22 protein-coding genes are annotated in these 23,444 nt (G+C 69.5%); 9 read left to right on the forward strand and 13 right to left on the reverse strand.

All coding sequences use genetic code 11. The features are described 5' to 3' along the window. Position 1 precedes the first annotated feature (1 nt). Together ACHAA3_RS09335 and ACHAA3_RS09340 are read left to right on the forward strand one after the other, a co-directional pair. Complete coding sequence (locus ACHAA3_RS09335; RefSeq protein ID WP_435708722.1) at positions 2 to 1,429, forward strand: sensor histidine kinase; 1,428 nt, start codon at positions 2 to 4, stop codon at positions 1,427 to 1,429. Continuing rightward, entirely contained in the window at positions 1,426 to 2,085 is a 660-nt protein-coding gene (locus tag ACHAA3_RS09340) for a response regulator transcription factor (RefSeq protein ID WP_435708723.1), read from the forward strand. Before ACHAA3_RS09335 ends, ACHAA3_RS09340 begins: the two co-directional genes overlap by 4 nt. 31 nt (positions 2,086 to 2,116) lie before the next feature. On the opposite strand, the gene ACHAA3_RS09345 is transcribed toward ACHAA3_RS09340, so the two are convergent. The 4 genes from ACHAA3_RS09345 to ACHAA3_RS09360 form a co-directional block, all read right to left on the reverse strand. Next, positions 2,117 to 2,968: a serine/threonine-protein kinase gene (locus ACHAA3_RS09345; protein WP_435708724.1), complete on the reverse strand. Its 852-nt coding sequence runs from the start codon at positions 2,966 to 2,968 to the stop codon at positions 2,117 to 2,119. Further along, positions 2,968 to 3,450, reverse strand: coding sequence for a hypothetical protein (locus ACHAA3_RS09350; RefSeq protein WP_435708725.1), 483 nt, complete (start codon positions 3,448 to 3,450; stop codon positions 2,968 to 2,970). The genes ACHAA3_RS09345 and ACHAA3_RS09350 overlap by 1 nt, the downstream gene beginning before the upstream one ends. A 122-nt stretch (positions 3,451 to 3,572) precedes the next feature. After that, a complete protein-coding gene (locus ACHAA3_RS09355; RefSeq protein WP_435708726.1) occupies positions 3,573 to 4,838 on the reverse strand; it encodes a phospholipase D-like domain-containing protein in 1,266 nt (421 codons plus the stop codon). Between the two features lie 9 nt (positions 4,839 to 4,847). Beyond that, positions 4,848 to 6,317, reverse strand: coding sequence for a GNAT family N-acetyltransferase (locus tag ACHAA3_RS09360; protein ID WP_435708727.1), 1,470 nt, complete (start codon positions 6,315 to 6,317; stop codon positions 4,848 to 4,850). Between the two features lie 72 nt (positions 6,318 to 6,389). Between ACHAA3_RS09360 and ACHAA3_RS09365 the strand changes: the two genes are divergently transcribed. From ACHAA3_RS09365 to ACHAA3_RS09380, 4 genes are read left to right on the forward strand one after another with little or no spacing between them, the layout of a single operon-like run. Then, entirely contained in the window at positions 6,390 to 8,450 is a 2,061-nt protein-coding gene (locus ACHAA3_RS09365; RefSeq protein WP_435708728.1) for an FAD-dependent oxidoreductase, read from the forward strand. Positions 8,451 to 8,478: 28 nt separating this feature from the next. Next, positions 8,479 to 9,762 carry an aromatic ring-hydroxylating oxygenase subunit alpha gene (locus ACHAA3_RS09370; RefSeq protein ID WP_435708729.1) on the forward strand — a complete coding sequence of 428 codons (1,284 nt, stop codon included), beginning with the start codon at positions 8,479 to 8,481 and terminating at the stop codon, positions 9,760 to 9,762. Beyond that, complete coding sequence (locus ACHAA3_RS09375; protein ID WP_435708730.1) at positions 9,759 to 10,922, forward strand: FAD-binding oxidoreductase; 1,164 nt, start codon at positions 9,759 to 9,761, stop codon at positions 10,920 to 10,922. Before ACHAA3_RS09370 ends, ACHAA3_RS09375 begins: the two co-directional genes overlap by 4 nt. Positions 10,923 to 10,932: 10 nt before the next feature. Then, the gene (locus ACHAA3_RS09380; RefSeq protein ID WP_435708731.1) at positions 10,933 to 12,297 is read left to right on the forward strand and encodes an NAD(P)/FAD-dependent oxidoreductase; all 1,365 of its coding nucleotides are present in this window, start codon (positions 10,933 to 10,935) and stop codon (positions 12,295 to 12,297) included. Positions 12,298 to 12,380: 83 nt separating this feature from the next. Here ACHAA3_RS09380 and truB read toward each other — a convergent pair whose 3' ends face one another. The 6 genes from truB to rimP all read right to left on the reverse strand — a co-directional run bounded on the left by truB (position 12,381) and on the right by rimP (position 18,699). After that, positions 12,381 to 13,271, reverse strand: a complete 891-nt coding sequence (gene truB / locus ACHAA3_RS09385) for a tRNA pseudouridine(55) synthase TruB (RefSeq protein WP_435708732.1) — start codon at positions 13,269 to 13,271, stop codon at positions 12,381 to 12,383. Beyond that, positions 13,268 to 13,702, reverse strand: a complete 435-nt coding sequence (gene rbfA, locus ACHAA3_RS09390; RefSeq protein WP_435708733.1) for a 30S ribosome-binding factor RbfA — start codon at positions 13,700 to 13,702, stop codon at positions 13,268 to 13,270. The genes truB and rbfA overlap by 4 nt, the downstream gene beginning before the upstream one ends. 216 nt (positions 13,703 to 13,918) lie before the next feature. Next, positions 13,919 to 16,726: a translation initiation factor IF-2 gene (infB, locus tag ACHAA3_RS09395; RefSeq protein WP_435708734.1), complete on the reverse strand. Its 2,808-nt coding sequence runs from the start codon at positions 16,724 to 16,726 to the stop codon at positions 13,919 to 13,921. Between the two features lie 73 nt (positions 16,727 to 16,799). Then, on the reverse strand, positions 16,800 to 17,150 hold the full coding sequence (locus tag ACHAA3_RS09400) for a YlxR family protein (RefSeq protein ID WP_435708735.1): 351 nt from the start codon (positions 17,148 to 17,150) through the stop codon (positions 16,800 to 16,802). Positions 17,151 to 17,156: 6 nt separating this feature from the next. Beyond that, complete coding sequence (gene nusA, locus ACHAA3_RS09405) at positions 17,157 to 18,230, reverse strand: transcription termination factor NusA (protein WP_435708736.1); 1,074 nt, start codon at positions 18,228 to 18,230, stop codon at positions 17,157 to 17,159. 1 nt (position 18,231) lies between these two features. Continuing rightward, positions 18,232 to 18,699 carry a ribosome maturation factor RimP gene (gene rimP / locus ACHAA3_RS09410; protein WP_435708737.1) on the reverse strand — a complete coding sequence of 156 codons (468 nt, stop codon included), beginning with the start codon at positions 18,697 to 18,699 and terminating at the stop codon, positions 18,232 to 18,234. Positions 18,700 to 18,869: 170 nt separating this feature from the next. Between rimP and ACHAA3_RS09415 the strand changes: the two genes are divergently transcribed. From ACHAA3_RS09415 to ACHAA3_RS09425, 3 genes are all read left to right on the forward strand, one after another. Beyond that, the gene (locus tag ACHAA3_RS09415) at positions 18,870 to 19,403 is read left to right on the forward strand and encodes an LmrA/YxaF family transcription factor (protein WP_435708738.1); all 534 of its coding nucleotides are present in this window, start codon (positions 18,870 to 18,872) and stop codon (positions 19,401 to 19,403) included. 70 nt (positions 19,404 to 19,473) lie between these two features. After that, the gene (locus ACHAA3_RS09420) at positions 19,474 to 19,911 is read left to right on the forward strand and encodes a hypothetical protein (protein ID WP_435708739.1); all 438 of its coding nucleotides are present in this window, start codon (positions 19,474 to 19,476) and stop codon (positions 19,909 to 19,911) included. Positions 19,912 to 19,924: 13 nt separating this feature from the next. Beyond that, a complete protein-coding gene (locus ACHAA3_RS09425) occupies positions 19,925 to 20,365 on the forward strand; it encodes a DUF4439 domain-containing protein (protein ID WP_435708740.1) in 441 nt (146 codons plus the stop codon). Here the strand turns inward: ACHAA3_RS09425 and ACHAA3_RS09430 are convergent. Genes ACHAA3_RS09430 through ACHAA3_RS09440 form a run of 3 tightly spaced genes read right to left on the reverse strand, consistent with a single transcriptional unit; the run spans position 20,351 to position 23,435 of the window. Then, entirely contained in the window at positions 20,351 to 22,138 is a 1,788-nt protein-coding gene (locus ACHAA3_RS09430; RefSeq protein ID WP_435708916.1) for a proline--tRNA ligase, read from the reverse strand. The two genes, ACHAA3_RS09425 and ACHAA3_RS09430, sit on opposite strands and share 15 nt — an antisense overlap. Positions 22,139 to 22,153: 15 nt before the next feature. After that, the gene (locus ACHAA3_RS09435; protein WP_435708741.1) at positions 22,154 to 22,564 is read right to left on the reverse strand and encodes a DoxX family protein; all 411 of its coding nucleotides are present in this window, start codon (positions 22,562 to 22,564) and stop codon (positions 22,154 to 22,156) included. A 31-nt stretch (positions 22,565 to 22,595) separates the two neighbouring features. Continuing rightward, a complete protein-coding gene (locus ACHAA3_RS09440) occupies positions 22,596 to 23,435 on the reverse strand; it encodes a GNAT family N-acetyltransferase (RefSeq protein ID WP_435708742.1) in 840 nt (279 codons plus the stop codon). Between the last annotated feature and the right edge of the window lie 9 nt (positions 23,436 to 23,444).

Genomic DNA, 23,444 nt, shown 5'->3' on the forward strand with positions numbered 1-23,444 from the left:
CGTGGCAAGGCTGCCGTGGTCGCGCCTGTCGGTACGCCAGCGACTGACCCTCACCGTCGCCGCGACCACGACGACCGCGCTGGTGGTCGTGGGGTTCACCGTGTTCTTCGTCGAGGCGAATCGGATCGAGGGGACCATCGACACCTCGATCAGTCAGGAGATCGGCGAGTTCCGGGCGCTGCAGGCCGAGGGCGACCCCACGACGGGAGCACCCTTCGCCAGCGCTGATCGGCTGTCGACGTTGTTCCTGCAGCAGAATCTCCCCGACGACAACGAGACCCTCTATGCCTTCGGGCCCACCGGAGGGCCCTCGTTCCAGGGTGGTGGATCGGACCCCTTGCGGGACTCGTCTCAGCTGAGAACGCTCGTCGACGATCTGCGCCAGGTCGGTGGCACGCGCTCTCTCGACGTGGACGGGCGCGAGTACCGCGTGGCCGTGCAACCGGTCAACGACCCCGAGGGTGCCTCGGCCTTCGTCGTGGCGCACGACGTGAGCTCGAGCCTCGACGAGCTGCGCGAGCTGATGATCACCTACGCCCTGCTCGCGGCGCTGTCGGTGCTGATCGTGACAGCGGCGTCGTCCTGGATCGCGGGACGACTCCTGCGTCCCGTGCGCCATCTGCGCGACACCGCCCGCGGCATCACCGATGGCGATCTCGGTGGACGCATGGAGGTGACCGGCCACGACGACATCAGCGACCTGCAGATCACCTTCAACGACATGCTGGATCGGCTCGAGGCGGCCTTCGTGGCCCAGCGGGCGCTGCTCGACGATGCCGGACACGAGCTGCGCACTCCGCTGACCGTGCTGCGCGGTCATCTCGAGGTGCTGGATCCGACCGACCCTGATGACGTCGCCGCGACCCGGTCCCTGCTGGTGGACGAGGTCGATCGGATGGCCCGACTCGTCAACGACCTCCTGATGCTGGCGAAGGCGCGGCGACCCGACTTCGTCACCGTGGCGCCGACCGACATCACCTCGCTGACCCGTGGCGTCCTGGACCGGGCCCGCGGTCTGGCGGACCGCTCCTGGCTGCTCGAGGAGTCCGCTGACATCGAGGCCGTCGTGGACGGCCAGCGGGTGACGCAGGCGATGCTTCAGCTGTGCGACAACGCCGTCCGGTTCACCCAACCTGGCGACGAGGTGGCGGTCGGATCCCGGGTCCTGGGCGACGACCTCGAGCTGTGGGTGCGCGACACCGGCCCCGGTGTCAGCCCGGCGGTGCAGACCTCATTGTTCGAGCGGTTCGCCCGCGACGACGACGCTGCCGCCGAGGCGGACCATGTCGGCTTCGGCCTGGGACTGTCGATCGTGAGCGCGATCGCCGCAGCCCACGGCGGGCACGCCTCGCTCGATGACGCGACGTCCCGAGGCGCGACCTTCCGCCTCCACCTTCCGATCCACCCCACGAGAGCAGATGACACATGAGCCGCATCTTGATCGTCGAGGACGAGGAACGCATCTCCTCGTTCGTCGCCAAGGGTCTACGGGCGGAGGGATTCACGCCCACGGTCGTCGCTGATGGCATCACGGGACTGGACTACGCCCTGACCGGCGAGTTCGACCTGATGGTGCTCGACATCGGGTTGCCCGGCATGGACGGATACCGGGTGCTGGAACGGGTCACGGTCGACCGGCCGGCCTTGCCGGTCATCGTGCTGACGGCCCGTGACTCGGTGACCGACACCGTGGCCGCCCTCGAGGGTGGGGCAGCGGACTACATGGCCAAGCCCTTTCGGTTCGATGAGCTGGTGGCGCGGGTTCGATTGCGGTTGCGCGGCACCAACGAGCCCGCTCCGTCCGACGACCTCGAGGCTGGACCCGTGCGGTTGGACCTCCGTCGCCGGCGGGCCTACGTCGATGGCGCCGAGGTCGACCTGTCGGCCCGCGAGCTGACGCTGGCCGAGGTGCTGATGCGCAACCGCGGGCTCGTGCTCTCGCGGGAGCAGCTGCTCTCGCAGGTGTGGGGCTATGACTTCGATCCCGGCTCCAACGTGGTCGACGTGTACGTGGGCTACCTGCGCAAGAAGCTCGGCGCCGGCCTGGTGACGACGGTGCGCGGGCTGGGGTACCGCGTCGACTGACGCACATCGGACCCGCGTCGACTGACGCGCGTCAGCGCCGCAGGCTGAAGCCGGCGAGGCGGGCCTTGGGAAGCGCCCCGAGCAGGGGGTCGATGCGATCGACGATCTCGCGCGGGGTGGGACGGTCGGCCGCGTCCGGGGCGAGGCAGTCCAGGATCAGCCGGGACATCGGCTCGCCGACGTGGTGTGGCAGATCGTGGGGCTCGTCGGTGAGCTGGCGCCAGCGGGGTTCGCGCTCGAACCCGCGGCGTCCGGCGGCGGCGCGAAACATGGTGGCGCCGAACGCCCACACGTCGCTGGCCGGACCGGGCGTCCCGCGCTCGCCGGGCAGGCACTGCTCGGGTGCCATGTACTCGTCGCTGCCGACGGGGTGATCGAGTGCGGCGGCGTCGCCGACGGACATGGCGATGCTGAAGTCGATCAGCTTGGCGGGCGCGCCCATCACGACGTTGCTGGGCTTGAGGTCAAGGTGGCACAGGTCACGTCCGTGCAGGTAGTGCAACGCCGACGCGAGGTCGGCGCCCAGAGGCAGCAGCTGCTGCTCGGGCAGGTGGCCGTGCGTGGAGATGAGACTCGACAGGGTGGGCCCGTCGATGTGCTCGATGACCAGGTAGGGGCGGTCGCACTCGTCGTCGTAGGAGAAGAGTCGGGCGATTCCGGGGTGGGCGATGGAGGACAACAGCTCCAGCTCGCGGCGGTAGCTGGCCACGCTGCTCTCGTCGTGGGCGTGCTCAGCACGCATCTGCTTGACGACGACGGGGGCGAGGAGTCGTTCGTCGAAGGCAAGCCACGCCTCGTAGACGAGGCCACCGCCGAGCTCCTTGAGCGGCACGAGGCCGGGGGCGATGCTCTCGCCCCCGGCCGGTGCGATGTCGACGGGCATCAGCGGTCGTCGGTGTTTCGGGTGTCGACCGAGGGGGCGGTGTTCTTCGACGGTGCCGTGTTCGCCGACTGTGCCGTGTTCGCCGACTGTGCCGTGTTCGCCGACTGTGCCGTGTTCGCCGACTGTGCCGTGTTCGCCGACTGTGCCGTGTTCGCCGACTGTGCCGTGTTCGCCGACGGGGCCGTATTCGCCGACTGTGCCGTGTTCTTGGACGGGGCGGTGTTGATCGTCTTGGCTGTGTTCTTGGTGGGTGCCGAGCTCGTGGTCTGTGCCGTGTTGCGGGTGTTCTGGGTGGGGTCGTCGGCCGAGGTGGGCTGATCGGCGTCGTCGAGGTCGTCGAGGTCGACGTCCTGCATCACTGCGCTGCTGGCCTGCTCGCGCTTGGCGGGTTCGTTGTCGGCGCTGGCCGCTGCGAAGCCGAGGGTGCCGAGGGCCAGGACGCTGGCCGAGGAGATGATGCCGATTCGGATCGAGTTCTTCATGAGGTGCTCCTATGTGGGTTCACTGGTGTGGGTTGGTACGACCACAGTCGCGAACGTGCGTGAGACCTCGGTGAGGTCTGCGTGAGAGGACTCTCATGGTGCGATGGGCCGTCGACGCCGCCTCACAGCAGCGGCGCCAACGGTCGCAGGATCGCCTCGTAGACCTTGGCAACCCACGGTCTGCGATTCCACTCGGCCAGGGTGAGCCGCTCAGCGCCGCGCAGGTCGTTCTCGAAGATGTCCTGCATGCCTCGAGCCAGACCTGGATCGAGGATCTCCAGGTTGATCTCGTAGTTGCCCAGCAGGCTGAGCCGGTCGATGTTGGCCGTGCCGACCGTGGACCACTGGCCGTCGACCGTGGCGGTCTTGGCGTGCACCATGTGGTCGGTGTACCGGTGGATCTGCACCCCACCGCGCAGCAGCTGGCCGTAGAAACCACGCGAGAGCCAGTCGGTGACGACGTGGTTGGAGACCTTGGGTGTCAGAACGCGCACCGTCACTCCGCGCCTCGCTGCCTCCAGCAGGGCGGAGAGGATGTCGTGATCGGGGATGAAGTACGCGGCGGTGATGTCGATGCTGTGGTGCGCTCGGTCGATGGCCTCGAGGTAGAGGGCCCTGATCGGGTACACCAGCTGGTGCGGGAGGTTGCGGTGGGCGCGCACCTGCGGGTTCCAGGTGGCCGATCCGAGTGGTCGCAGCGGACCGGTGGGCTTCTTCGCGGTGGTCGCGTGCACGTTCCAGAAGTCGATGAACGCGTTGTCGAGGTCCCACACGGCCGCCCCGGTGACCTTGACGTGGGTGTCGCGCCACTCGGTCGCGTACAGGGCACCGATGTTGTAGCCACCGACGAATGCGGCGGTGTCGTCGACCACCAGGATCTTGCGGTGGTCGCGGCCCTGCTTGCGCGGGCTGAAGATCTTCCAGCCGGCGTTCCACAACGGATAGCGATAGACCCGGATCGGGGCCGGGAACTCAAAGAAGCTGGGCCGCACGACCAGGTTGGCGAAGCCGTCGTAGACGACACAGACATCGACTCCGCGCTCGGCGGCGCCGATGAGGGCCGCCTTGAAGGCTCGACCGGTCTCGTCGTTCTTGATGATGTAGGACTCCAGCAGCACTCGGTGCTCGGCACCCTCGATCGCCGCGATCATGTCCTCGAACAGCGTGGCCCCGTACGTGTACGTCGTCAGGACGCTGCTGCCATCGCCACGTCCGGCGAGCTCGTGCACGCGAGCATCGGCCGGCGCGAGCGTGGGGACGTTCGAGCCTCTGAGCATGCGCCGCAGCCGGTCGGCTCCCATCAGCGAGGCGACCGCCGCCACCTGCACCGCCAGGAAACCGAGAAGCCCTCGGCGCACCACCGCACGGGTCGATCGGCTCACACTCATGCCGAGACCCTACTGAACCTGCGCGTGCGGCTTGTCGAGCGTGCGGCGCATCGCGACCCGAGGCATCAGCCGCGCGAGGTCCTGCTCGTCCTCGAGGTGCTGGGCGAGGACTCCGCTGGGCGCCTCGACGACGGAGAAACCCATCCTCGCGTACCAGGGCGCGTTGAAGGCCACGTCGCGGAACGTGGTCAGGGTCAGCTCCGTGTGTCCACGTCGGACCGCCTCCTCGCAGCAGGACTGCACGAGCGCAGAACCGAGACCACGGCGGCCATGGCTGGGATCGACGGCCAGCTGTTGCAGATGGGCGGCCCGGCCCGTCTCGACCACCTGAGCGAAGCCGACACAGGGCCGCTCCGCCACCAGCACGAATCCCGGCGCCGCGTCGCGGGCCTCCCCCGGCGTCACACCGGCGAAGGCCTCAGGCCCGAACAGATCGATCAGGAGGCGGTCGGCGGCTGCTTCGATGAGGGGCAGACGAGACACGTCCTCGGACTCGATCAGGCGAGTCACCGGGGTCGTGGGCACATCGTCGACCTCGTGGTCGTCGTCGGCGTGTGACGCCGCGATGATCGGCTTGCTGACCCGGGCCGCCACCACCGAGAGCTCGCGGAGGGCCAGGGCGATCTCCGGCTGCCCGGAGGTGCCGCCGCGCACCAGCACCCGGACGTGCCGCACGGGAGAAGGGTCGCCGCGCAGGGGCACCCGAACCAAGTCGTTCACACCAGGGACGCGTGCCAGTCGCGGCACGAGCGCGACCCCGAAGCCCGCCGCGACCAGAGCCGCCCCGGTGTCCCACTCGACGACCCGGTGCACGTGACGCGGGGTGAAACCGGCCTCCAGGCAGGCACTGACCACCAGCTCGTGGTGCGGGGAGCCGGGGCGGTCGAGGATCCAGGACTCCTCGGCAGCCTCCTCGAGGCGGATGGAACGGCGCCCAGCCAGCGGATGGTCCACCGGCACGAGGAGATCGAGCGTGTCGTCCATCAGTGACTGCTGCACGAATCGGGGATCATCGGCCGACGGAAGCTGACCGGTCCCCACGACGACAGCGATGTCGACCGTGCCGCTGAGCAGCATGTCGACACACTCGTTCGGGTCGGCCTCGACGATCTGGATCAGCGACTCGGGGAACTGTCTCATCGCGGCGATCGCGACGGGCGGCAGCAGAGCGGAGGCCGCGGTCGAGAACCCGGCCATCGACAGACGTCCTGCGCCCACGCCGCCCGCGGTCTGCAGCTCACCGCGAATCTCCTCCCAGTGCGCGAACAACCCGTCCGAGCGACGCAGCAGCAGCGTCGCCGCCGGGGTGAGTCGGACATTGCGCCCCTCGGGCTTGAACAGCGGCACGCCGAGCTCGCGCGAGAGGCTGCGCAGCTGGTGGGACACGGCCGAGGGCGTGTAGTCAAGGGCGCGAGCGGCGCCAGCCATCGTGCCGGTCTGGGCCACCACCTGAAGAACGTGCAATCGCGGGTCGATCATGCAGTCATATTGCACGATCATGATGCAATATGTTTGCTTTTCTTCATCTGTCGCTGGTCGCATGATGAGGAAATGCACCTCGACCCACTCCTCGACGGATACCGCCTCCGGGATCTCGAGCTGCGCAATCGCGTCGTCAGCACGTCGCACGAGCCGGCGTACACCGAGGACGGGATGCCCAAGGACCGCTACCGGCTCTATCACCTCGAGAAGGCCCGCGGCGGAGTCGGTCTGACCATGATCGGCGGATCGGCCGTCGTCTCCCCCGACAGCCCGCCCGCATTCGGCAACATGCTGCTCTACTCCGATGAGGTGGTGCCCTGGCTGCGTCGACTCACCGACGACGTCCATGAGGCCGGAGCCGCCGTGATGTGCCAGGTCACCCACCTGGGACGACGCACCTCGAACTTCGCCGGCGACTGGCTCCCCCTCGTCTACCCCTCACCACTGCGCGAGGCGCAGCATCGATCAATCCCCAAGGAGGCCGAGGCCTGGGACGTCGATCGCATCGTGCGCCACTACGCCGAGGCGGCAGCGCGCTGTCAGGCGGGCGGACTCGATGGGATCGAGATCGACGCCTACAGCCATCTCTTCGACGCCTGGCACTCCCCCGCGACCAATCATCGCCACGACGAGCTGGGTGGAGACCCCGAGGCTCGGCTGGTGTTCGGGACGCGGGTGCTGGACGCCGTGCGCGCCGCCGTCGGTCCCGACTTCATCGTCGGGCTACGGATGGCGATGGACGAGTGCCTGCCGGACGGCCTCGGGCTGCCCGAGACGCTCGAGGTGCTGCGCCACTACCTCGGGCACGGGGTCGACTTCCTCTCGGTCATCAAGGGCGGGGTGGATTCGGACGCCCGGCTCGCCGCCGCCATCCCGTCGATGGGCACTCCGTCCGCTCCGTTCCTGGAGTTCGCCGGTCAGGTCCGCCGCCAGATCGACGTTCCCGTCATGCACGCCGCGCGGATCGGTGACGTCGCCACGGCTCGGCACGCGATTCGCGACGGCCTGCTCGACCTGGTCGGGATGACGCGACCCCAGCTGGCCGACCCGCACCTCGTGGCCAAGGTGGCGCGCGGCGAGGAGGACCGCATCCGGCCCTGCGTGGGCGCGAGCTACTGCCTCGACGCGATCTACGAGTCCGGCGACGCCAAGTGCCTGCACAACCCGGCGACCGGTCGCGAAGCCACGATGCCGCACGTGATCGCACCCACCATCGGTCGGCGTCGGCGCGCCGTCGTGATCGGCGCGGGACCCGCTGGCCTCGAGGCAGCACGGGTGCTCGGCGAGCGCGGCCACCAGGTCGTCGTGATGGAAGCAGCCGACCGTCCCGGCGGTCAGGTCTTGCTCGCCAGCTCCAGCCTGCGTCGCCGCGACCTGATCGGCATCGTCGACTGGCGCGTGTCCGAGGCCAAGCACTCGGGGGTGGAGTTCCGCTTCGGGGCGTGGGCCGACACCGACACCGTGCTCGCCGAGGAAGCCGATCTGGTCATCGTGGCCACGGGAGGCATGCCCGACCGCTCTGTCGTCACCGCCGGCGAAGATCTCGTGCTGGACACCTGGGACGTGCTCAGCGGCATGGGAGCGCAGGGCCCGAAGGCCGGACACCGCGTCCTGGTCTTCGACGACCACGGCGGAGAGCAGGCCCTGGATGCCACCGAGCATCTCGCGCACCTCGGGGCGCAGGTCGAGCTGGTCACGCCCGAGCGGACGGTGGGGATCGGGGTCGGCAGCATGAACAGTCCGGCCTACCTGCGCGCCTTCGCCGAGCACGACGTCCAGATCACCGTCGCGCGCCGACTGACCAGCGTCCGCCGGAGCCGGACGGATGAGACCGGTCGCCTGGTCGCCACGCTGGGCAGCGACTACACCGACCGCATCATCGAACGGCACGTCGACCATGTCGTCGTCGAGCACGGCACCGCACCCAACGACGAGCTCTACCACGACCTGGTCGGGCTCTCGAGCAATCTGGGAGAGGTCGACCAGGACGCGCTGCTCGCTGGTCGCGGCCAGCACGTCCGGACCAACCCCGAAGGCCGATTCCAGCTCTTCCGGATCGGTGACGCGGTCACCAGCCGCAACATCCATGCCGGCATCTACGACGCGCTGCGACTGTGCGTCACCGTCTGATCCCCGCACCACCCTTCAGGAGGCAACCGTGACCCTCGACGATCTGACGGCACCCACCAGCGGCACCCGCAGGCCCGAGCACGCGGCGCTCGCGGCCGCACTCGACGCCCGCCGACCGGGGCACAGCCTGCCCGCCCCCCTGTACACCGACCCCGAGCTGCACCAGCTCGAGCTCGACCTGCTGTGGGGACGCCAGTGGATCTTCGTGGGCACCTCGGCCGATGTTCCCGAGCCGGGCGACTACATCACCGTGGACCTCGGTCGGGCGTCCGTGCTGATCCTGCGTGACGACGACGAGCAGGTGCGCGCCTTCCACAACGTGTGCCGGCACCGCGGCGCTCGGCTCGTCGAGGATCGTGGCTCGGTCGGCAACATCGTGTGCGGCTACCACCGTTGGACCTATGCCACCGACGGACGCCTGGTCCACGCCCCTCAGCTGGGACCGGGCATCGACACGTCCTGCCTGTCCCTGCTGTCGGTCCATCTCCGGGAGATCGGTGGCCTCCTGTTCTGCTGCCTGGCCGCCGATCCGCCCGCCGACATCGATGACGTCGCCGAGGTGCTGACGCCATACCTCGCACCGCACCGGCTGGCCGGCGCCAAGGTCGCCGCCCAGATCGACCTGGTCGAGGACGGCAACTGGAAGCTCACGATGGAGAACAACCGGGAGTGCTATCACTGCGACGGCCACCCCGACCTGCTGAACACCTTTTTCCAGACCTGGGGGCTCGAGGACCACCAGATCCCGGATCGACTCAGGGCCGCCCACCAGCGCTTCCTGCTTGCTGACGCCGAGCTGGCCCAGCGCTGCGCCGCATTGGGCCTGCCCTACCCCGTCGTCGAGGACCTGGTCGAGCGACCCTTCGGCTTCCGGGTCGAGCGCTCCCCCCTCGACCAGGCCGGGGAGTCCTTCAGCCTCGACGGATCCCGCCTGGTGCACCGCCTGCTCGGCGACGTCGACAGCTTCGCGATGGGCCGACTCGGGCTGCACGTCCAGCCCAACGCGTGGTTCCACGTGCTGGGCGACCATGCCGTGACCTTCGCGGTGTTTCCTCGCGGGGTCGACCAGACCCTGGTCCGCACCACGTGGTTGGTCGACGCCGATGCGCGCGAAGGAGTCGACTACGACGTCGACGAGCTGACCGCCGTGTGGCGCCACACCAACGAGGAGGACGCGGCGTTCGTCGCCCGGGCGCAGCGCGGCGTCAGCGATCCGGCCTACGTGCCGGGCCCGTACACCGAGACCGAACGGCAGGTCGACTCGTTCGTGACCTGGTTCACCACCCGCATGCGTGAGGAGATGGCGCGATGAGCGAGTGGCCGCACGACACCTGGTCCCAGCCCGCGACCACCCCCGGGCTGCGGCTGGTCCCCGACCTGCCCCGCCCGGTCGGTGACCGATTCCTGGCCCCGGAGTCGGCGCTCGACCAGGAGATGGTGGTGCGCCGCCGGGTTCCGGTGACCCATGACGTCGTGACCTTCGTGCTGGAGCCCACCATCCCCGGCACCCTCTCCTTCCTGCCCGGTCAGTTCGTCACGCTCGTGGTCGACGTCGACGGCAGCTCGGTCGAGCGGTGCTACACGATCTCCTCGCCGCCGACCCGGCCACACCTGCTGACCATCACGGTCAAGCGGATCAAGGGTGGGGCGCTGTCCCCCCACCTGCACGACCGGCTCTCACCGGGTGACCGCGTGGGGGTCCGCGGGCCCTGCGGCGACTTCTCGATCGCAGCCCATCCGGCCAACCGGTACCTGTTGCTGTCGGCCGGCAGCGGCATCACTCCCAGCCTTTCCACGGTGCGCGCGATGGCCGACCTCGCCGAGCTCGACGACGTGGTCGTCGTGCACAGCGCGCGGACTCCGGCCGATCTGGCCTGCGGCAACGAGCTCGATGCGCTCGCGACCACTCATCCCGGCCTCCGGGTGGTGTGGGTGTGCGAGAACGACTCCCCCGCATCCGTCCCGTGGACCGGCCAGCGAGGGCGGCTCGACGCCCGCCTGCTCGCCTCCCAGGTGCCCGACATCGCCGAGCGGGAGGTGTTCACCTGCGGACCTCCCGGTTACATGGCTGCCACGCGTCAGGTGCTGGCGGAACTGCACGTCGACTCCGGCCGGTGCCACGAGGAGAGCTTCACGATCGGTGACCGCGGCGGCCCGACGCCGGACCTGGCCGTGCTCCTGACCGAGGTCGTCGAGCCGACCGAGGAAGCCGCACCCACCGTGACCTTCGGGCGCAGCGGCCGCTCGGTCGCGTGCCCGCTCGGGATGACGGTGCTGGAGGCCGCGACCTCGGCCGGTGTCCCCCTGCCCAGCTCGTGCGGCGGCGGTCTGTGTGGCACCTGCAAGTCCGGACTGCTGGCCGGACGGGTCGCGATGTTCCACCAGGGTGGTATCCGGCCACGCGAGATCGCCGCTGGGAAGTTCCTGCCGTGCTGCTCGACCCCCGACGGCGACATCGTCGTCGATGCCTGAGGAGGCACGCGTGAACGCTTCACCGGACACGACCGCACCCGCCACGGCACGGACCGCTGATGCGGTGGTCGTCGGCTCCGGCGTCATCGGTTCAGCCGTCGCTCTCGAGCTCGCGCGGGCCGGACGCAGCGTGCTGGTGCTGGACAAGGCTGCCGGCCCGGGACACGGATCGACCTCCGCCTCGAGCGCCGTGATCCGATTCCTGTACTCGACCTTCGACACCACGGCGACCGCCTGGGAGGCGAAGTTCATGTGGGAACGGTGGGCCGACCATCTCGGCCTTCCCGCCCATGCGCCGCTGGCCGATCCTCCGAGCCTGACCACGTTCCACCGCACGGGAATGCTCCACCTCGATGTCCCGGCCGTCCCCCACCAGACCAGCCAGGACCTGTTGCGTGCGACCGGTGTGCCGTTCGAGTACCTCGACCCCGACGACCTCGCTACACGCTTTCCCCACCTCGACGTCGGAGCGTACTGGCCCAACAAGCCGATCTCCGACGACGCATTCTGGGAGGACACGCAGTCTCGGCTCGGTGCCATCTACACGCCCGACGCCGGCTACATGGACGATCCGCGGCTCGCGGCCGACAATCTGGCCTATGCCGCGCGTCTGCACGGCGCGCGGACCTCGTACCGCGCCGAGGTCGTCTCGTGCGATCGGATCGGCAGCACCTGGCACCTGAGCCTGGCCGACGGCAGCGTCGTCGAGTCACCCGTCGTGGTCAACGCCGCAGGGCCATGGTCGGGTGCCTTCAACGCGCTGGCCGGAGTCGGCGACGAGTTCACCGTCGGAGTCCGCCCGCTGCGACAGGAGGTGCACCAGGTGCGCCGGCCCGCCGCATGGGACGGCCGGGACGATCCGGCACCGGCGATCTTCGACCTCGACCTCGGCACCTACATGCGCCCCGGGCCCGGCGGTGCCTGGGTCGTCGGCGGCAGTGAACCCGCGTGCGACCCGATGGAATGGGTCGATGCTCCCCACACGGTCGACGGGATCGACCAGCACGTCAGCCTGGAGCGCTACGAGGCCCAGGTGACCCGAGCGGCTCGCCGTCTGCCGGACCTGACGATGCCGAACCGGCCCAGCGGGGTGGTCGGGGTCTACGACGTGGCCGACGACTGGACCCCCATCTACGACCGCACGGATGCGCCGGGCTTCTACGTGGCGATGGGTACGAGCGGCAACCAGTTCAAGAATGCACCCATCGTCGGCTGCTTCCTGGCTGCCCTCATCGGGGCCGTCGAGGACGGCCACGACCACGACGCGTCCCCGGTGACCTACACCGGAGAGCACAGCGGGCTCACGATCGACCTGTCCGCGTTCTCGCGCACGCGCGAGGTCAACACCGCCAGCACTCACACGGTGCTGGGCTGAACCCACGCCTCGCTCATCGGGTCTACGTGACTCGTCAATGGGTCTATGTGACTCGTCAGCGGGTCTCCGTGACTCGTCAGCGGTCAGACGAACACGGCGACGGCGCGGGCCGTCGAGCCCTTCTGCTCGTACAGGGCCAGGAACTCGCCAGCGGGGTCGAACAGCGCCACGGGTCCGGCGGCGCCGAGGTCCACGCCGGTGAGCACCCGCCCGAATCGCACGTCGGTGGCCTCGGCCTCGGACAGGGCGTGCGTCGTGAAGGCACCGCGAGCGGCGTCGGACAGGTCCACGACCGACAGCGCCTCCTCGTGCTGCTCGAGCGTGCCGGCCAGATCCAGGCCGAATCCGCCGACGCGGGTGCGTCGCAGCATCTGAAGGTGTCCGCCGACCCCGAGGACCGCCCCGACGTCGCGGGCCAGCGCTCGTACGTAGGTGCCGCTGGAACAGACCACGCGCACGTCGATGTCGGTGGTCATGGCACCCGGTCGCACGTCGGTGACCTCGAAGGTCGAGACGGTGACCGGTCGCGCCGTGAGCTCGACGGCCTCACCCGCGCGCACCCGGGCATAGGAGCGTTCGCCGTCGACCTTGATCGCCGAGACCGACGACGGCACCTGCTCGATCTCCCCGGTCAGACCGGCCACGGCCTCCCGGAGCGCGGTCTCGTCCACCGATCCCGCCGCCGCCTCGGCGACGATCTCGCCCTCGGCATCGTCGGTCACGGTGCTCTGGCCCAACCGGATCGTGGCGAGATACTCCTTGTCGACCAGGGTCAGGTGGCCGAGCAGCCGCGTCGCCCGGTTGATGCCCAGCACCAGCACACCGGTCGCCATGGGGTCGAGCGTTCCGCTGTGCCCGACCTTGCGTGTCCCGGCGAGGCGTCGCATGCGCCCCACCACGTCGTGCGAAGTCCACCCGGCCGGCTTGTCGACCACGACGAGGCCCGAGACGGACCCCGTTGGTTGCCCACTCACTCCTGGTCGTCCTCGTCGTCGTGCTTCTTGTACGGATCGGCCTCACCGGCGTAGGCGGCGCCGGCCGAGCGGGCCGTGACCTCCTCGTCGGCGGCCCGCGCCTTGGCCAGCGCCTCCTCGATCTCGCGCGCCGTCTCCGGCACCGAGTCGAGGAAGAACTCCAGCGACGGGGTGACCCGGGTGGCCAGCTGCTTGCCGACCTCCGAGCGGATCAGTCCGGTAGCGCTGCGCAGTGCGGCAGCGGTCTCGGTGCGAACCCGCTCGTCACCCATGACGGTGTAGAACACCGAGGCCTGCTGACCGTCGCCGGTCAGACGGACATCGGTGATGGTCACGAAACCCAACCTCGGGTCCTTGACCCGACGCTCGAGCATCTGCGCCACGATCACCTTGATGCGGTCCGAGACCTTAGCGTTCCGCTGACCCGCCATGACTACTCCTCAAAACTGTTGTCCTGCCCACGGCCCAACGGCGCCAGGCGATCCCTACCCACGACTCATCTGTACCCGCGACATGGACCACCCGAAGAGGCGACCATGGAACGCGCCCGACGCGGCCCCCTGGACCAGGTGACCACGTACGTGCCAGCCGCGGTGGTCGGGCGCCCGACTATTCATCAGGCGACCGACCACGCAACGTCAGACGAATTACTTAGTTGCAATCTCCCGCATTTCGAAGGTCTCCACGACGTCGTCGATCTTGATGTCGCCGAAGCCCTTGAGCACCAGACCGCACTCGAAGCCCTCGCGGACCTCGGACACGTCGTCCTTCTCGCGCCGCAGGCTGCCGAAGTCGAGGTTGTCCGCGACCACGGCACCGTCGCGCAGCACACGTGCCTTGGCATTGCGCTTGATGGTGCCCGAGGTGACCATGCAACCGGCGATGTTGCCGGTCTTGCTGGAGCGGAAGATGTCACGGATCTGCGCCGTGCCCAGCTGGTGCTCCTCGTACTCGGGCTTGAGCATGCCCTTGAGTGCTGCCTCGATCTCGTCGATCGCCTGGTAGATGACCGAGTAGTACTTGATCTCGACACCTTCGCGATCGGCCAGCTCGGTGGCCTTGCCCTGTGGGCGCACGTTGAAGCCGATGATGACGGCGTCGGACGCGGCAGCGAGGTTGACGTCGGTCTCGGTGATGGCACCGACACCTCGATCGATGACGCGCAGCGCAACCTTCTCGCCGACGTCGACGGTGGACAACGAGTCCTCCAGCGCCTCGACCGAACCTGCACCGTCACCCTTGAGGATGAGCAGCAGCTCGTCGGTCTCGCCCTTCTCCATCGAGGACATGAAGTCCTCGAGGGTCCGGCGGCTGGTGCGCTTGGCCAGGGCGGCATTGCGCTCGCGCGCCTCGCGCTTCTCGGCGATCTGACGCGCCACCCGGTCATCGCTGACGACCATGAAGTTGTCACCCGCACCGGGCACGGACGTCAGACCCAGCACCAGGGCGGGCCGCGACGGCGGAGCCTCGGTGATGTTGTTGCCGTGCTCGTCGAGCATGGCGCGCACACGACCGAAGGCCGAACCGGCCACCAGGGTGTCGCCGACGCGTAGCGTGCCGCGCTGGACCAGGACCGTGGCCACCGGGCCGCGACCGCGGTCCAGGTGTGCCTCGATCGACAGACCCTCGGCGTTCTGCTCCGGGTTGGCCCGCAGGTCCAGAGCCGCGTCGGCGGTCAGGACGATCGATTCGAGCAGCTGGTCCAGACCGATGCCGGACTTGGCCGAGACGTCGACGAACATCGTGTCGCCGCCGTACTCCTCGGGCACGAGTCCGTACTCGGTGAGCTGACCGCGCGTCTTGGACGAGTCGGCGTCGGGCTTGTCGATCTTGTTGACCGCGACCACGATCGGCACCCCGGCGGCCTTGGCGTGGTTGAACGCCTCGACCGTCTGGGGCATGACGCCGTCGTCGGCCGCAACCACCAGCACCGCGATGTCCGTGGCCTGTGCACCACGAGCACGCATGGCGGTGAACGCCTCGTGACCGGGGGTGTCGATCAAGGTGATGCGACGCTCGGTGCCGTCGACCTCGGTGGAGACCTGGTACGCACCGATGGACTGCGTGATGCCACCGGCCTCCTTGTCCACGACGTTGCTGCTGCGCAGCGCGTCGAGGAGCTTGGTCTTTCCGTGGTCGACGTGACCCATGACGGTGACGACCGGAGGACGCGCCACGAGCAGCTCTTCGCCGCCTTCGTCGTCGCCGAACTCGAGTGAGAACGACTCGAGCAGCTCGCGGTCCTCGTCCTCGGGCGAGACGACCTGAACCACGTAGTTCAGCTCGTCACCGATCAGCTGCAAGGTCTCGTCGTTGACCGACTGGGTGGCCGTGACCACTTCGCCGAGCCCGAACAGCAGCGCGACCAGCGATGCTGCGTCCGCACCGATCTTGTCGGCGAAGTCGGTCAGCGAGGCGCCACGGGCCAGACGCACGGTCTGACCGTCGCCCTTGCGCAGACGCACGCCGCCGATGGACGGAGCCTGCATCTGGTCGAACTCTTGACGCTTCGCGCGCTTGCTCTTGCGTCCTCGGCGCACCGGACCGCCGGCGCGACCGAACGCACCCTGCGTGCCGCCGCGCTGATTGCGACCGGGACCACCGGACCGCGGAGGTCCGGAGAAGCCGCCGGGGCGACCGGGGGCTCCGCCGCCACCGCCACCGGGACGGCCGGCGAATCCGCCGCCACCGCCACCTGCACCGGGACGACCCTGGCCGCCGGGGCGACCGGGTGCACCACCGGGAGCGCCGCGACGCGCGGACGGTCCGGGCAGGCCGGACTGCTTGGGCATCATGGCGGGGTTGGGCCGGGGCATGCCCGGACGACCGGCCGGGGCCGGGGCGCCGGGCGCAGGAGCTGCGCCGCCCTCACGAGCGGCCGGCGGACGCGGCGAACGCGACTGCATGCCCTGCTGCGAGGAGAACGGGTTGTTGCCGGGGCGGGCGCTGCCGCCCGGCTTGGGGCCGGGACGCGGACCGGGGGTCGGTCCAGCCTGGGCAGCAGGCGCGTCGACCTCGGGAGTCGACTCGGCCACAGGTGCAGGTTCGGGGACCGGCGGCGCGCTGGCGACCTCGGGGGCCGGTTCGGGCGCCTTGGGGGCCGGCGGACCCGGACGAGGGCCGGGGGTGGCGGCGCGGGGCGCCGTCTCCTGGCCCGCGGGCTCGGGGGCGGAGACCTCGGCGGCCGGCTGCTGGGGAGCCGATTCCGCAGGTGCTGCCTCAGGAGCAGCGGCCTCGGGTGCGGACGGCTTGGGGGCGGCCTTCTTGGCGCCGCCCTTCTTGGCGGCCTGTGCGGCGAGCGCGTCGCCGTGCTCTTCCTTGAGGCGCCTGATGACGGGTGCTTCGACGGTCGAGGAGGCGGACTTCACGTACTCACCCATGTCTTTCAACGTGGTGAGGACGATCTTGCTCTCGACGCCGAGCTCGCGTGCGAGCTCGTGGACTCTGACAGCCACTTTTCTCCTTCGGGTGGGCCCGACCCGAAGGAGGATCAGACCCTAGTTGACGAACAAACTCATTGCGGAGTACTCATCGGTTTTCCATGAGCGGATGCTCCGATTCGGGTCGGGGATCACCGGTCGGCGATCCATTGGGTGCTGCGAGGTCGTACATCGTGGTCAGGTCGAACGGTCCGCTCGTGCGGAAGGCCCGGCCCCACGCCTTGCGGCGCGTCGCCAGCTCCAGACACCGTTCCGTGGGGTGCAGATGCGCTCCACGGCCCGGCAGCGACCTACCCAGATCGGGAGTCACGACCAGGGTCGTGGACTCCCACACTGCGACGAGCCGCACCAGAGTGCTTGCCTCCACACGCTCACGGCAACCGATGCACGTGCGGACGACCTTCCCCACTCTACCCGTTTGCGGCGACGTCTTCCGCATCGGTCGTCACCGCTCGTCGTCGATCGGCGCAGATCTCGATGCCGCCGGGTCCGCGGTATCCGAACGGATGTCGATGCGCCAACCGGTCAGCTTGGCCGCCAGACGGGCGTTCTGCCCCTCCTTGCCGATCGCGAGCGACAGCTGGAAGTCCGGGACGACCACGCGGGCCGATCGGGTGCTCGCGTCCACGATCGTGACGCTCTTGACCCGCGAGGGCGACAGCGCGTGGCCGATGAACTCGGCCGGGTCCTCGCTGTAGTCGACGATGTCGATCTTCTCGCCGTGCAGCTCGTGCATCACCTGACGCACCCGCTGGCCCATCGGGCCGATGCACGATCCCTTGGCGTTGACGCCCGGAATCGTGGCGTGCACCGCGATCTTGGTTCGGTGCCCGGCCTCACGTGCGATCGCAGCGATCTCCACCGAGCCGTCGGCGATCTCGGGGGCCTCGAGCGCGAACAACAGCTTGACCAGGCTCGGGTGGGTGCGCGAGACCTTGACCCGCGGGCCGCGCATGCCCATGTCGACCTCGTACACGTAGGCCTTGAGCCGCTCACCGTGGGCATACCGCTCCTCGGGCACGCGCTCGTTGGGCGGCAGCATCGCCTCGATCTTGCCGAGGTCGAGGCGAACGTCACCGGCGTCGCGCGCCTGGACGATCGTGCCGGAGACGATGTCGCCGACCTTGCCGGAGAACTCACCGAAGTTCGACTTGTCCTCGGCATCGCGGATGCGCTGCATGATGAGCTGGCGCGCGATGGTGGCCGCGTAGCGCCCGAAGTCGTCGGGCGTGTGGTCGAACTCCGGCGTGAACCGCGGCTCGGGTCGGACCGGTGCAACCGGCGGCGTCTCCTCATCGGCCGTCTCGTCGACCTCGACGGGCTCGGACTCGATCCGTTCCCTGGCCCAGACCGTGACGTGGCCTGTCGACCGGTCGAGCTCGACACGCGCCTCGCGGTGCGCGTCCGAGGTCTTCTGGTAGGCCGAGAGCAGGGCCGTCTCGATCGCGTCGGTGAGCATCTCGACGCTCAGGCCCTTCTCGCGCTCGAGCATCCGTAGTGCGGACATGTCGATGTCCATGTCAGTCATCCTCTCCAGCAGGCGGCTTGCTCAGCTCAGCCTGGATCACGGCCGACGCGATGTCGGCATAGTCGATGCGGCGAGCGGCCGCCTTGGTCATCAGGTCGACCCCGGTGTCGTCGCTGGCGCCGATGCGGCCCTCGGTCACGGTCTCGTCGGTCAGACGCACGCGCACCAGCCGATCGGTGTTGCGTCGCCAGTGTCGCGGTGCGGTGAGCGGACGCTCGACACCGCGCGACGTGACCTCGAGCGTGTAGGCGGCGGGCCCCACGATCGAGTCGTCGGCGTCGAGCTCGGCCGACAGCGCACGGGTCACCCGGGCGATCACGTCGATGTCGACGCCTCCGTCGGCGTCCACTGCGACCAGCAGTCTGCGGTGGCGGCCACCGGAGGTCATCTCGACGGCCTCCAGATCGAGGCCGAGCTCTGAGACACAGGCCTCGATCAGTGCTTCGAGTCGATCGGCCATGTCGTTCCTCCAGTGTTCTGTTGTCGGGTGCTGCGCTCGGACCGCGGGTCGTGATCGACCGTCGCGGCGGCGTGCAGACATGCTACCGAATGAGACGGGGTGCTCTGACCACTCAGCCGCGACGCACGACGTCAGCGATCACCCCGAGGCCGCGTCCACCGCATGAGGCGGTGACTTGGCGTCCCAACAGCGCCGGCCCCGGTGGGGCAGCGTCGGATCAACACCCCGGATACGACGCTGCCCCACCGCGCCGGGCGCGGTTCACCACGCCCGCCTATCTGACCGCCCGCGAGGAGCGGTGGCGACACCGACTGGCCGGGTTGCTCGAGGCCGCCGGGGACGATCCGCTGGAGCGTATCCTCGCGTACGTGCACGGGTACGCCCGCATTCCGGAGACCGACGTCGGCGGTGGATTTCGCGGTTGTGCCCTGGTGAACGCAGCCGCTGAGCTGGCGGGCGATGACGACCCCTCGCTGGCTGTCGTGCGTGGGTCGCTGGCCACCGTGCGTCGCGGACTCGAGCAGATCCTGCTGGACGCGGCGGTCGAGGAGACCGAGGCGAAGCGCCTGGCCGGCCACGTCCTGATCGTGCTGGAGGGAGCCGTCGCTGTCGGAGGCATCTATCGCGACGAGCAGCGCGCCCTCGACGCCCTCGACCTGGTGCGCGACGTGGTGGCACCAGCGCTTCGTCCCGCCGGCGGCTGACCCGACTCGTGGTCGCCGGGCTGACGGCCCAGACCGGGCCCGGCTGACCCGGCTGGACTACCGTGGCGTCGTGGTCAGTCGGCGTGCGCTCCTCATCGGCACCGGGAGCGTGATCGTGGTGGGTGGCGCAGGAGTCGTCGCAGCGGTCGAGACCGACACGCTCGACGATGCGCTTCGGGCCGTCGGCGTCGAGCCGCTCCCCGAGCCCGCCCCCGGCGATGTCCGTCTCACAGCGCTCGCGCTGGCTGATGCGATCGCACTGGTGGTGCTCGCTGAGAGCGCTGACGCACCTACCGAGGTGATCGCCGCCCTCATCCAGCAGCGTGACTCCCTGCCCCCGGGTCGGCCCGAGGCGCCCACGGTGGGCGATGACCTCGCCGAGGCCTGCAGCACCGCCGCCGACGCCCGGACGTCCGGAGCCGGCCAAGCGGTCTCCATCGATCTCGCGCAGGTGCTGGCCGCGATGGCAGCCGGCCTCGACCAGTGCGCGGCGACGGTGTCGGCATGAACGACGTGACCGCGTGACCGGCACCGAACCTCAGGGACGACAGCGTCGACTGATCGACTGGCTGGAGCTCGAGCGCGAGGCGACCTGGTTCTATCCCTTCGTGCAGGCGCGTGTCCCCGATGTCGACGACCTCGCCCGCGCCTCGGCCGCAGCGCACGTCGCCACGCGAGACGGTCTGTTGGCTCGCATCGCTCGCGACACGACCGTGGCACGTCCCAGCTACGACGTCGGCCCGCTCGACTCCGCCGATGACGCCCGCGCGGCCGCCCGGTCGCTCGAGCAGCGCATCCAGGCTGCGTGCGTGGCGGTCGTCGGTGCCTCGCTCACCCAGGATCGGTCGTTCGCGATCCGTGGGCTCCGTACCGCTGCCGTCGCCGAGCTGCGCTGGGGCGGCGAGGCCCGCGCGTTCCCGGGACTCGCCGCCGCAGATCGGCCCAGATCAGCTGGCGCCTGAACCCCGCACGGTGTCCACGACGCTCTGCACGATGTCAGCGACATCGACGTCCTCGCGCTCGCCGGAGGCTCGCAGCTTCAGCTCCACCGATCCGTCGACGATGCCCCGGCCGACCACGACGGTGATCGGGACGCCGATCAGCTCGGCATCCTTGAACTTCACGCCCGGCGAGACCTTGCCGGGTCGGTCGTCGATCAGCACGTCCAGTCCGGCCCCGCGCAGATCGTCGTACAGCTGCGATCCGGCGTCGAGGATGGTCTGGTCCTTGCCGGCCACCACGACGTGGACATCGAACGGGGCCAGCGCAGCCGGCCAGGCCAACCCGAGGTCGTCGTGGGCGTACTCGGCGACAGCAGCCACGGCGCGGGAGATGCCGACGCCGTACGAGCCCATGGTGACCGTGACGAGCTTGCCGTTGTGGTCCAGCACCTGCAGACCAAGCGCTTCGGCGTACTTGCGACCGAGCTGGAAGATGTGCCCCATCTCGATGCCGCGTGCCAGGGACAGGGGGCCCGAGCCGTCGGGTGCTGGATCGCCCGCACGCACCTCTGCTGCCTCGATGGTCCCGTCGGGGGTGAAGTCGCGTCCGGCCACCAGGCCGATGACGTGCGAGCCCTGGACGTTGGCCCCGGTCACCCACGAGGTGCCGTCGACCACGCGGGGGTCGGTCAGGTAGCGGATGCCCGAGGAACTCTCCGCGCCGAGGACCGCGCCGGACCCGGGCGCCATCAGAACAGGTCCGATGTAGCCCTTGACGAGGGCCGGATTCGCGGCGAAGTCCTTGTCCTCGAACGGCTCGACCTCGGCGGGTGACACCTGGGTCTCGAGCCGCTTGGCGTCGACCTCGCGATCACCGGGCACGCCGATGACCAGCGGTTCGCGGGTGCCGTCAGGGTGGCGCAGCATGACGAGCACGTTCTTGAGCGTGTCGGCGGCCGTCCAGGGACGGTCGTCGCGAGCGAAGGCGTCGTTGAGGTGAGACACCAGCGAATCGATCGTCGGGGTGCCCGGAGTCTCGACGGGTCGTGACGCAGGCAGGCCCGTGTGGTCGATGGGGGCCGGCGGGATCGTGGTGACCGCCTCGACGTTGGCCGCGTAGCCGCCAGCGGAGCGAACGAACGTGTCCTCACCGGTCTCGGAGACGGCCAGGAACTCCTCGCTGGCCGAGCCGCCCATGGCGCCTGAGTCGGCCGCCACGATGACGTACTCGAAACCGAGGCGGTCGAAGATACGGATGTAGGCGTCTCGGTGCGCCTGGTAGGCCACCTCGAGCCCGGCGTCGTCGATGTCGAAGGAGTACGAGTCCTTCATGATGAACTCGCGTCCACGCAAGATTCCGGCGCGGGGACGGGCTTCGTCGCGGTACTTGGTCTGGATCTGGAACAGGCTCAGCGGCAGGTCCTTGTACGAGGAGTACAGGTCCTTGACCAAGAGGCTGAACATCTCCTCGTGGGTGGGGCCGAGCAACATGTCGTTGCCCTTGCGATCCGAGAGCCGGAACAGGTTGGGGCCGTACTCGGTCCACCGGTTCGTGACGTCGTACGGTTCGCGCGGCAAGAGCGCGGGAAACCGCACCTCCTGAGCTCCCATCGCCTCCATCTCCTCGCGGACGATGGCCTCGACCTTGGCCAGCACCCGCAGCCCCAGTGGCAGCCAGGAGTAGATGCCCGGGGCGACGCGACGGATGTAGCCGGCACGCACCAGCAGCTTGTGACTGGGCACCTCGGCATCGGCCGGATCGTCGCGCAGCGTACGAAGGAACATTCGGGACATGCGCATGGCGCGACCCTATCGGCGGGACCGGACCCGGACCCCACTCGGTGCCTGCGAGCGGGCGAGGCGGGCCGAGACCCGTAGCAGCGGGATCTGCAGCGGCAGGCGAGCGATCGTGGCGGCGACGTACCAGCGTGGCCGGGGCCCGCGGACCGCATCGACGGTCATCTGCAGGTTGGCCGGCCACACGCCGGCGAACAGGCCCAGAGCCACCGCTCCCCCGGCCCGACGGCTCGACGGGTGCAGCAGGAGTGCGGCCGCAGCGATCTCGACCGCGCCCGAGACGAGCACCAGCTCGTGCTTGCGAGGCAACGGGGCCGGCACCATCGAACGAAACAGCGAGGGTCGAACGATGTGCAGCACGCCTGCGCCGCCCAGCAGTGCCGCCAGCAGGTAGGGCTCGCGTGAGCGGGAGGACGTCGTCATGCCAGCCATGGTGCCAGTCGCCGGAACGTCTTCAGAGCAGGATCGAGGCGAACGTGTCGGTCTGCTCGAAGCCGACCCTCTCGTAGGCCCGGCGCGCCGCGATGTTGTGGTCGTTGACGAACAGGGTGACCACCGGGGCGATCGTGGCCCGGGCCTGTTCCACGACGGCTGCGAGCGCAGGTGCCGCGATACCGCGACCCCGCAGGTCAGGACGCACGTAGACCCCCTGCAGCTGGCAGGCCTCCGGCGACACCGCCCCGACCTCGGCCTTGAACAGGATCGAGTCCTCCTCGACGATGCCGAACGACCATCCCTGGGCCACCAGCTGGGTCACCCGGGCGAGGTACCCGCCACCGCCGATCTCGGGATCGATGCCGACCTCCTCGGTGAACATGGCGACGCTGGCGGGGTACAGCAGATCGATCTCGTCGAGCGCGATGCGACGGACGCGAGGATCCGGGGTGAGCGCACTGTCGTGGGTGATGGTCATGAAGGGCTGGTCGAGCCGCGGCGATCGCGCGGGGCCCCACTCGGCGCAGACCTTCTGCCACAGGTCCAGCACGGCCGTCTGGGGGCCGACGATCGAGGAGGGTTTCACGCGGTCGGCCAGCAGCTGGCTGGCGAACGCCTCGATGGCAGCTCCGGTCGCCTCGACGGGCACGATGTTGGCGCCGGCATGGCAGGCCGAGACGAGCTGACCGTCCTCGAAGTAGCCCAGCACCCGGCTGCCGATCCACCGCCGGTTCAGTCCGGTGGCGTCGACGCGGGATCGCACGAAGAGGTTCACCTGGGGGTCGCGGTGCAGCAGCGCCAGCAGGTCGGACAGGTCATCGGGGCCGAGGGGCCGCAGTTCCGTCGATGTCCGCAGCATCGTGATCGC

It is taken from the genome of Aeromicrobium sp. CF3.5, from assembly GCF_051262695.1.
Lineage (GTDB): Bacteria > Actinomycetota > Actinomycetes > Propionibacteriales > Nocardioidaceae > Aeromicrobium.

Bases quoted from the DNA above. Each gene is read 5' to 3' on its own strand.
- rimP (WP_435708737.1), bottom strand. From the start codon at position 18,699: ATGGCCGATCGACTCGAAGCACTGATCGAGGCCTGTGTCTCAGAGCTC.
- ACHAA3_RS09340 (WP_435708723.1), top strand. From the start codon at position 1,426: ATGAGCCGCATCTTGATCGTCGAGGACGAGGAACGCATCTCCTCGTTC.
- ACHAA3_RS09345 (WP_435708724.1), bottom strand. From the start codon at position 2,968: ATGCCCGTCGACATCGCACCGGCCGGGGGCGAGAGCATCGCCCCCGGC.
- ACHAA3_RS09365 (WP_435708728.1), top strand. From the start codon at position 6,390: ATGCACCTCGACCCACTCCTCGACGGATACCGCCTCCGGGATCTCGAG.
- ACHAA3_RS09350 (WP_435708725.1), bottom strand. From the start codon at position 3,450: ATGAAGAACTCGATCCGAATCGGCATCATCTCCTCGGCCAGCGTCCTG.
- ACHAA3_RS09375 (WP_435708730.1), top strand. From the start codon at position 9,759: ATGAGCGAGTGGCCGCACGACACCTGGTCCCAGCCCGCGACCACCCCC.
- ACHAA3_RS09430 (WP_435708916.1), bottom strand. From the start codon at position 22,138: ATGTCCCGAATGTTCCTTCGTACGCTGCGCGACGATCCGGCCGATGCC.
- ACHAA3_RS09360 (WP_435708727.1), bottom strand. From the start codon at position 6,317: ATGATCGACCCGCGATTGCACGTTCTTCAGGTGGTGGCCCAGACCGGC.
- ACHAA3_RS09440 (WP_435708742.1), bottom strand. From the start codon at position 23,435: ATGCTGCGGACATCGACGGAACTGCGGCCCCTCGGCCCCGATGACCTG.
- rbfA (WP_435708733.1), bottom strand. From the start codon at position 13,702: ATGGCGGGTCAGCGGAACGCTAAGGTCTCGGACCGCATCAAGGTGATC.
- nusA (WP_435708736.1), bottom strand. From the start codon at position 18,230: ATGGACATCGACATGTCCGCACTACGGATGCTCGAGCGCGAGAAGGGC.
- ACHAA3_RS09400 (WP_435708735.1), bottom strand. From the start codon at position 17,150: ATGCGGAAGACGTCGCCGCAAACGGGTAGAGTGGGGAAGGTCGTCCGC.
- ACHAA3_RS09435 (WP_435708741.1), bottom strand. From the start codon at position 22,564: ATGACGACGTCCTCCCGCTCACGCGAGCCCTACCTGCTGGCGGCACTG.
- ACHAA3_RS09355 (WP_435708726.1), bottom strand. From the start codon at position 4,838: ATGAGTGTGAGCCGATCGACCCGTGCGGTGGTGCGCCGAGGGCTTCTC.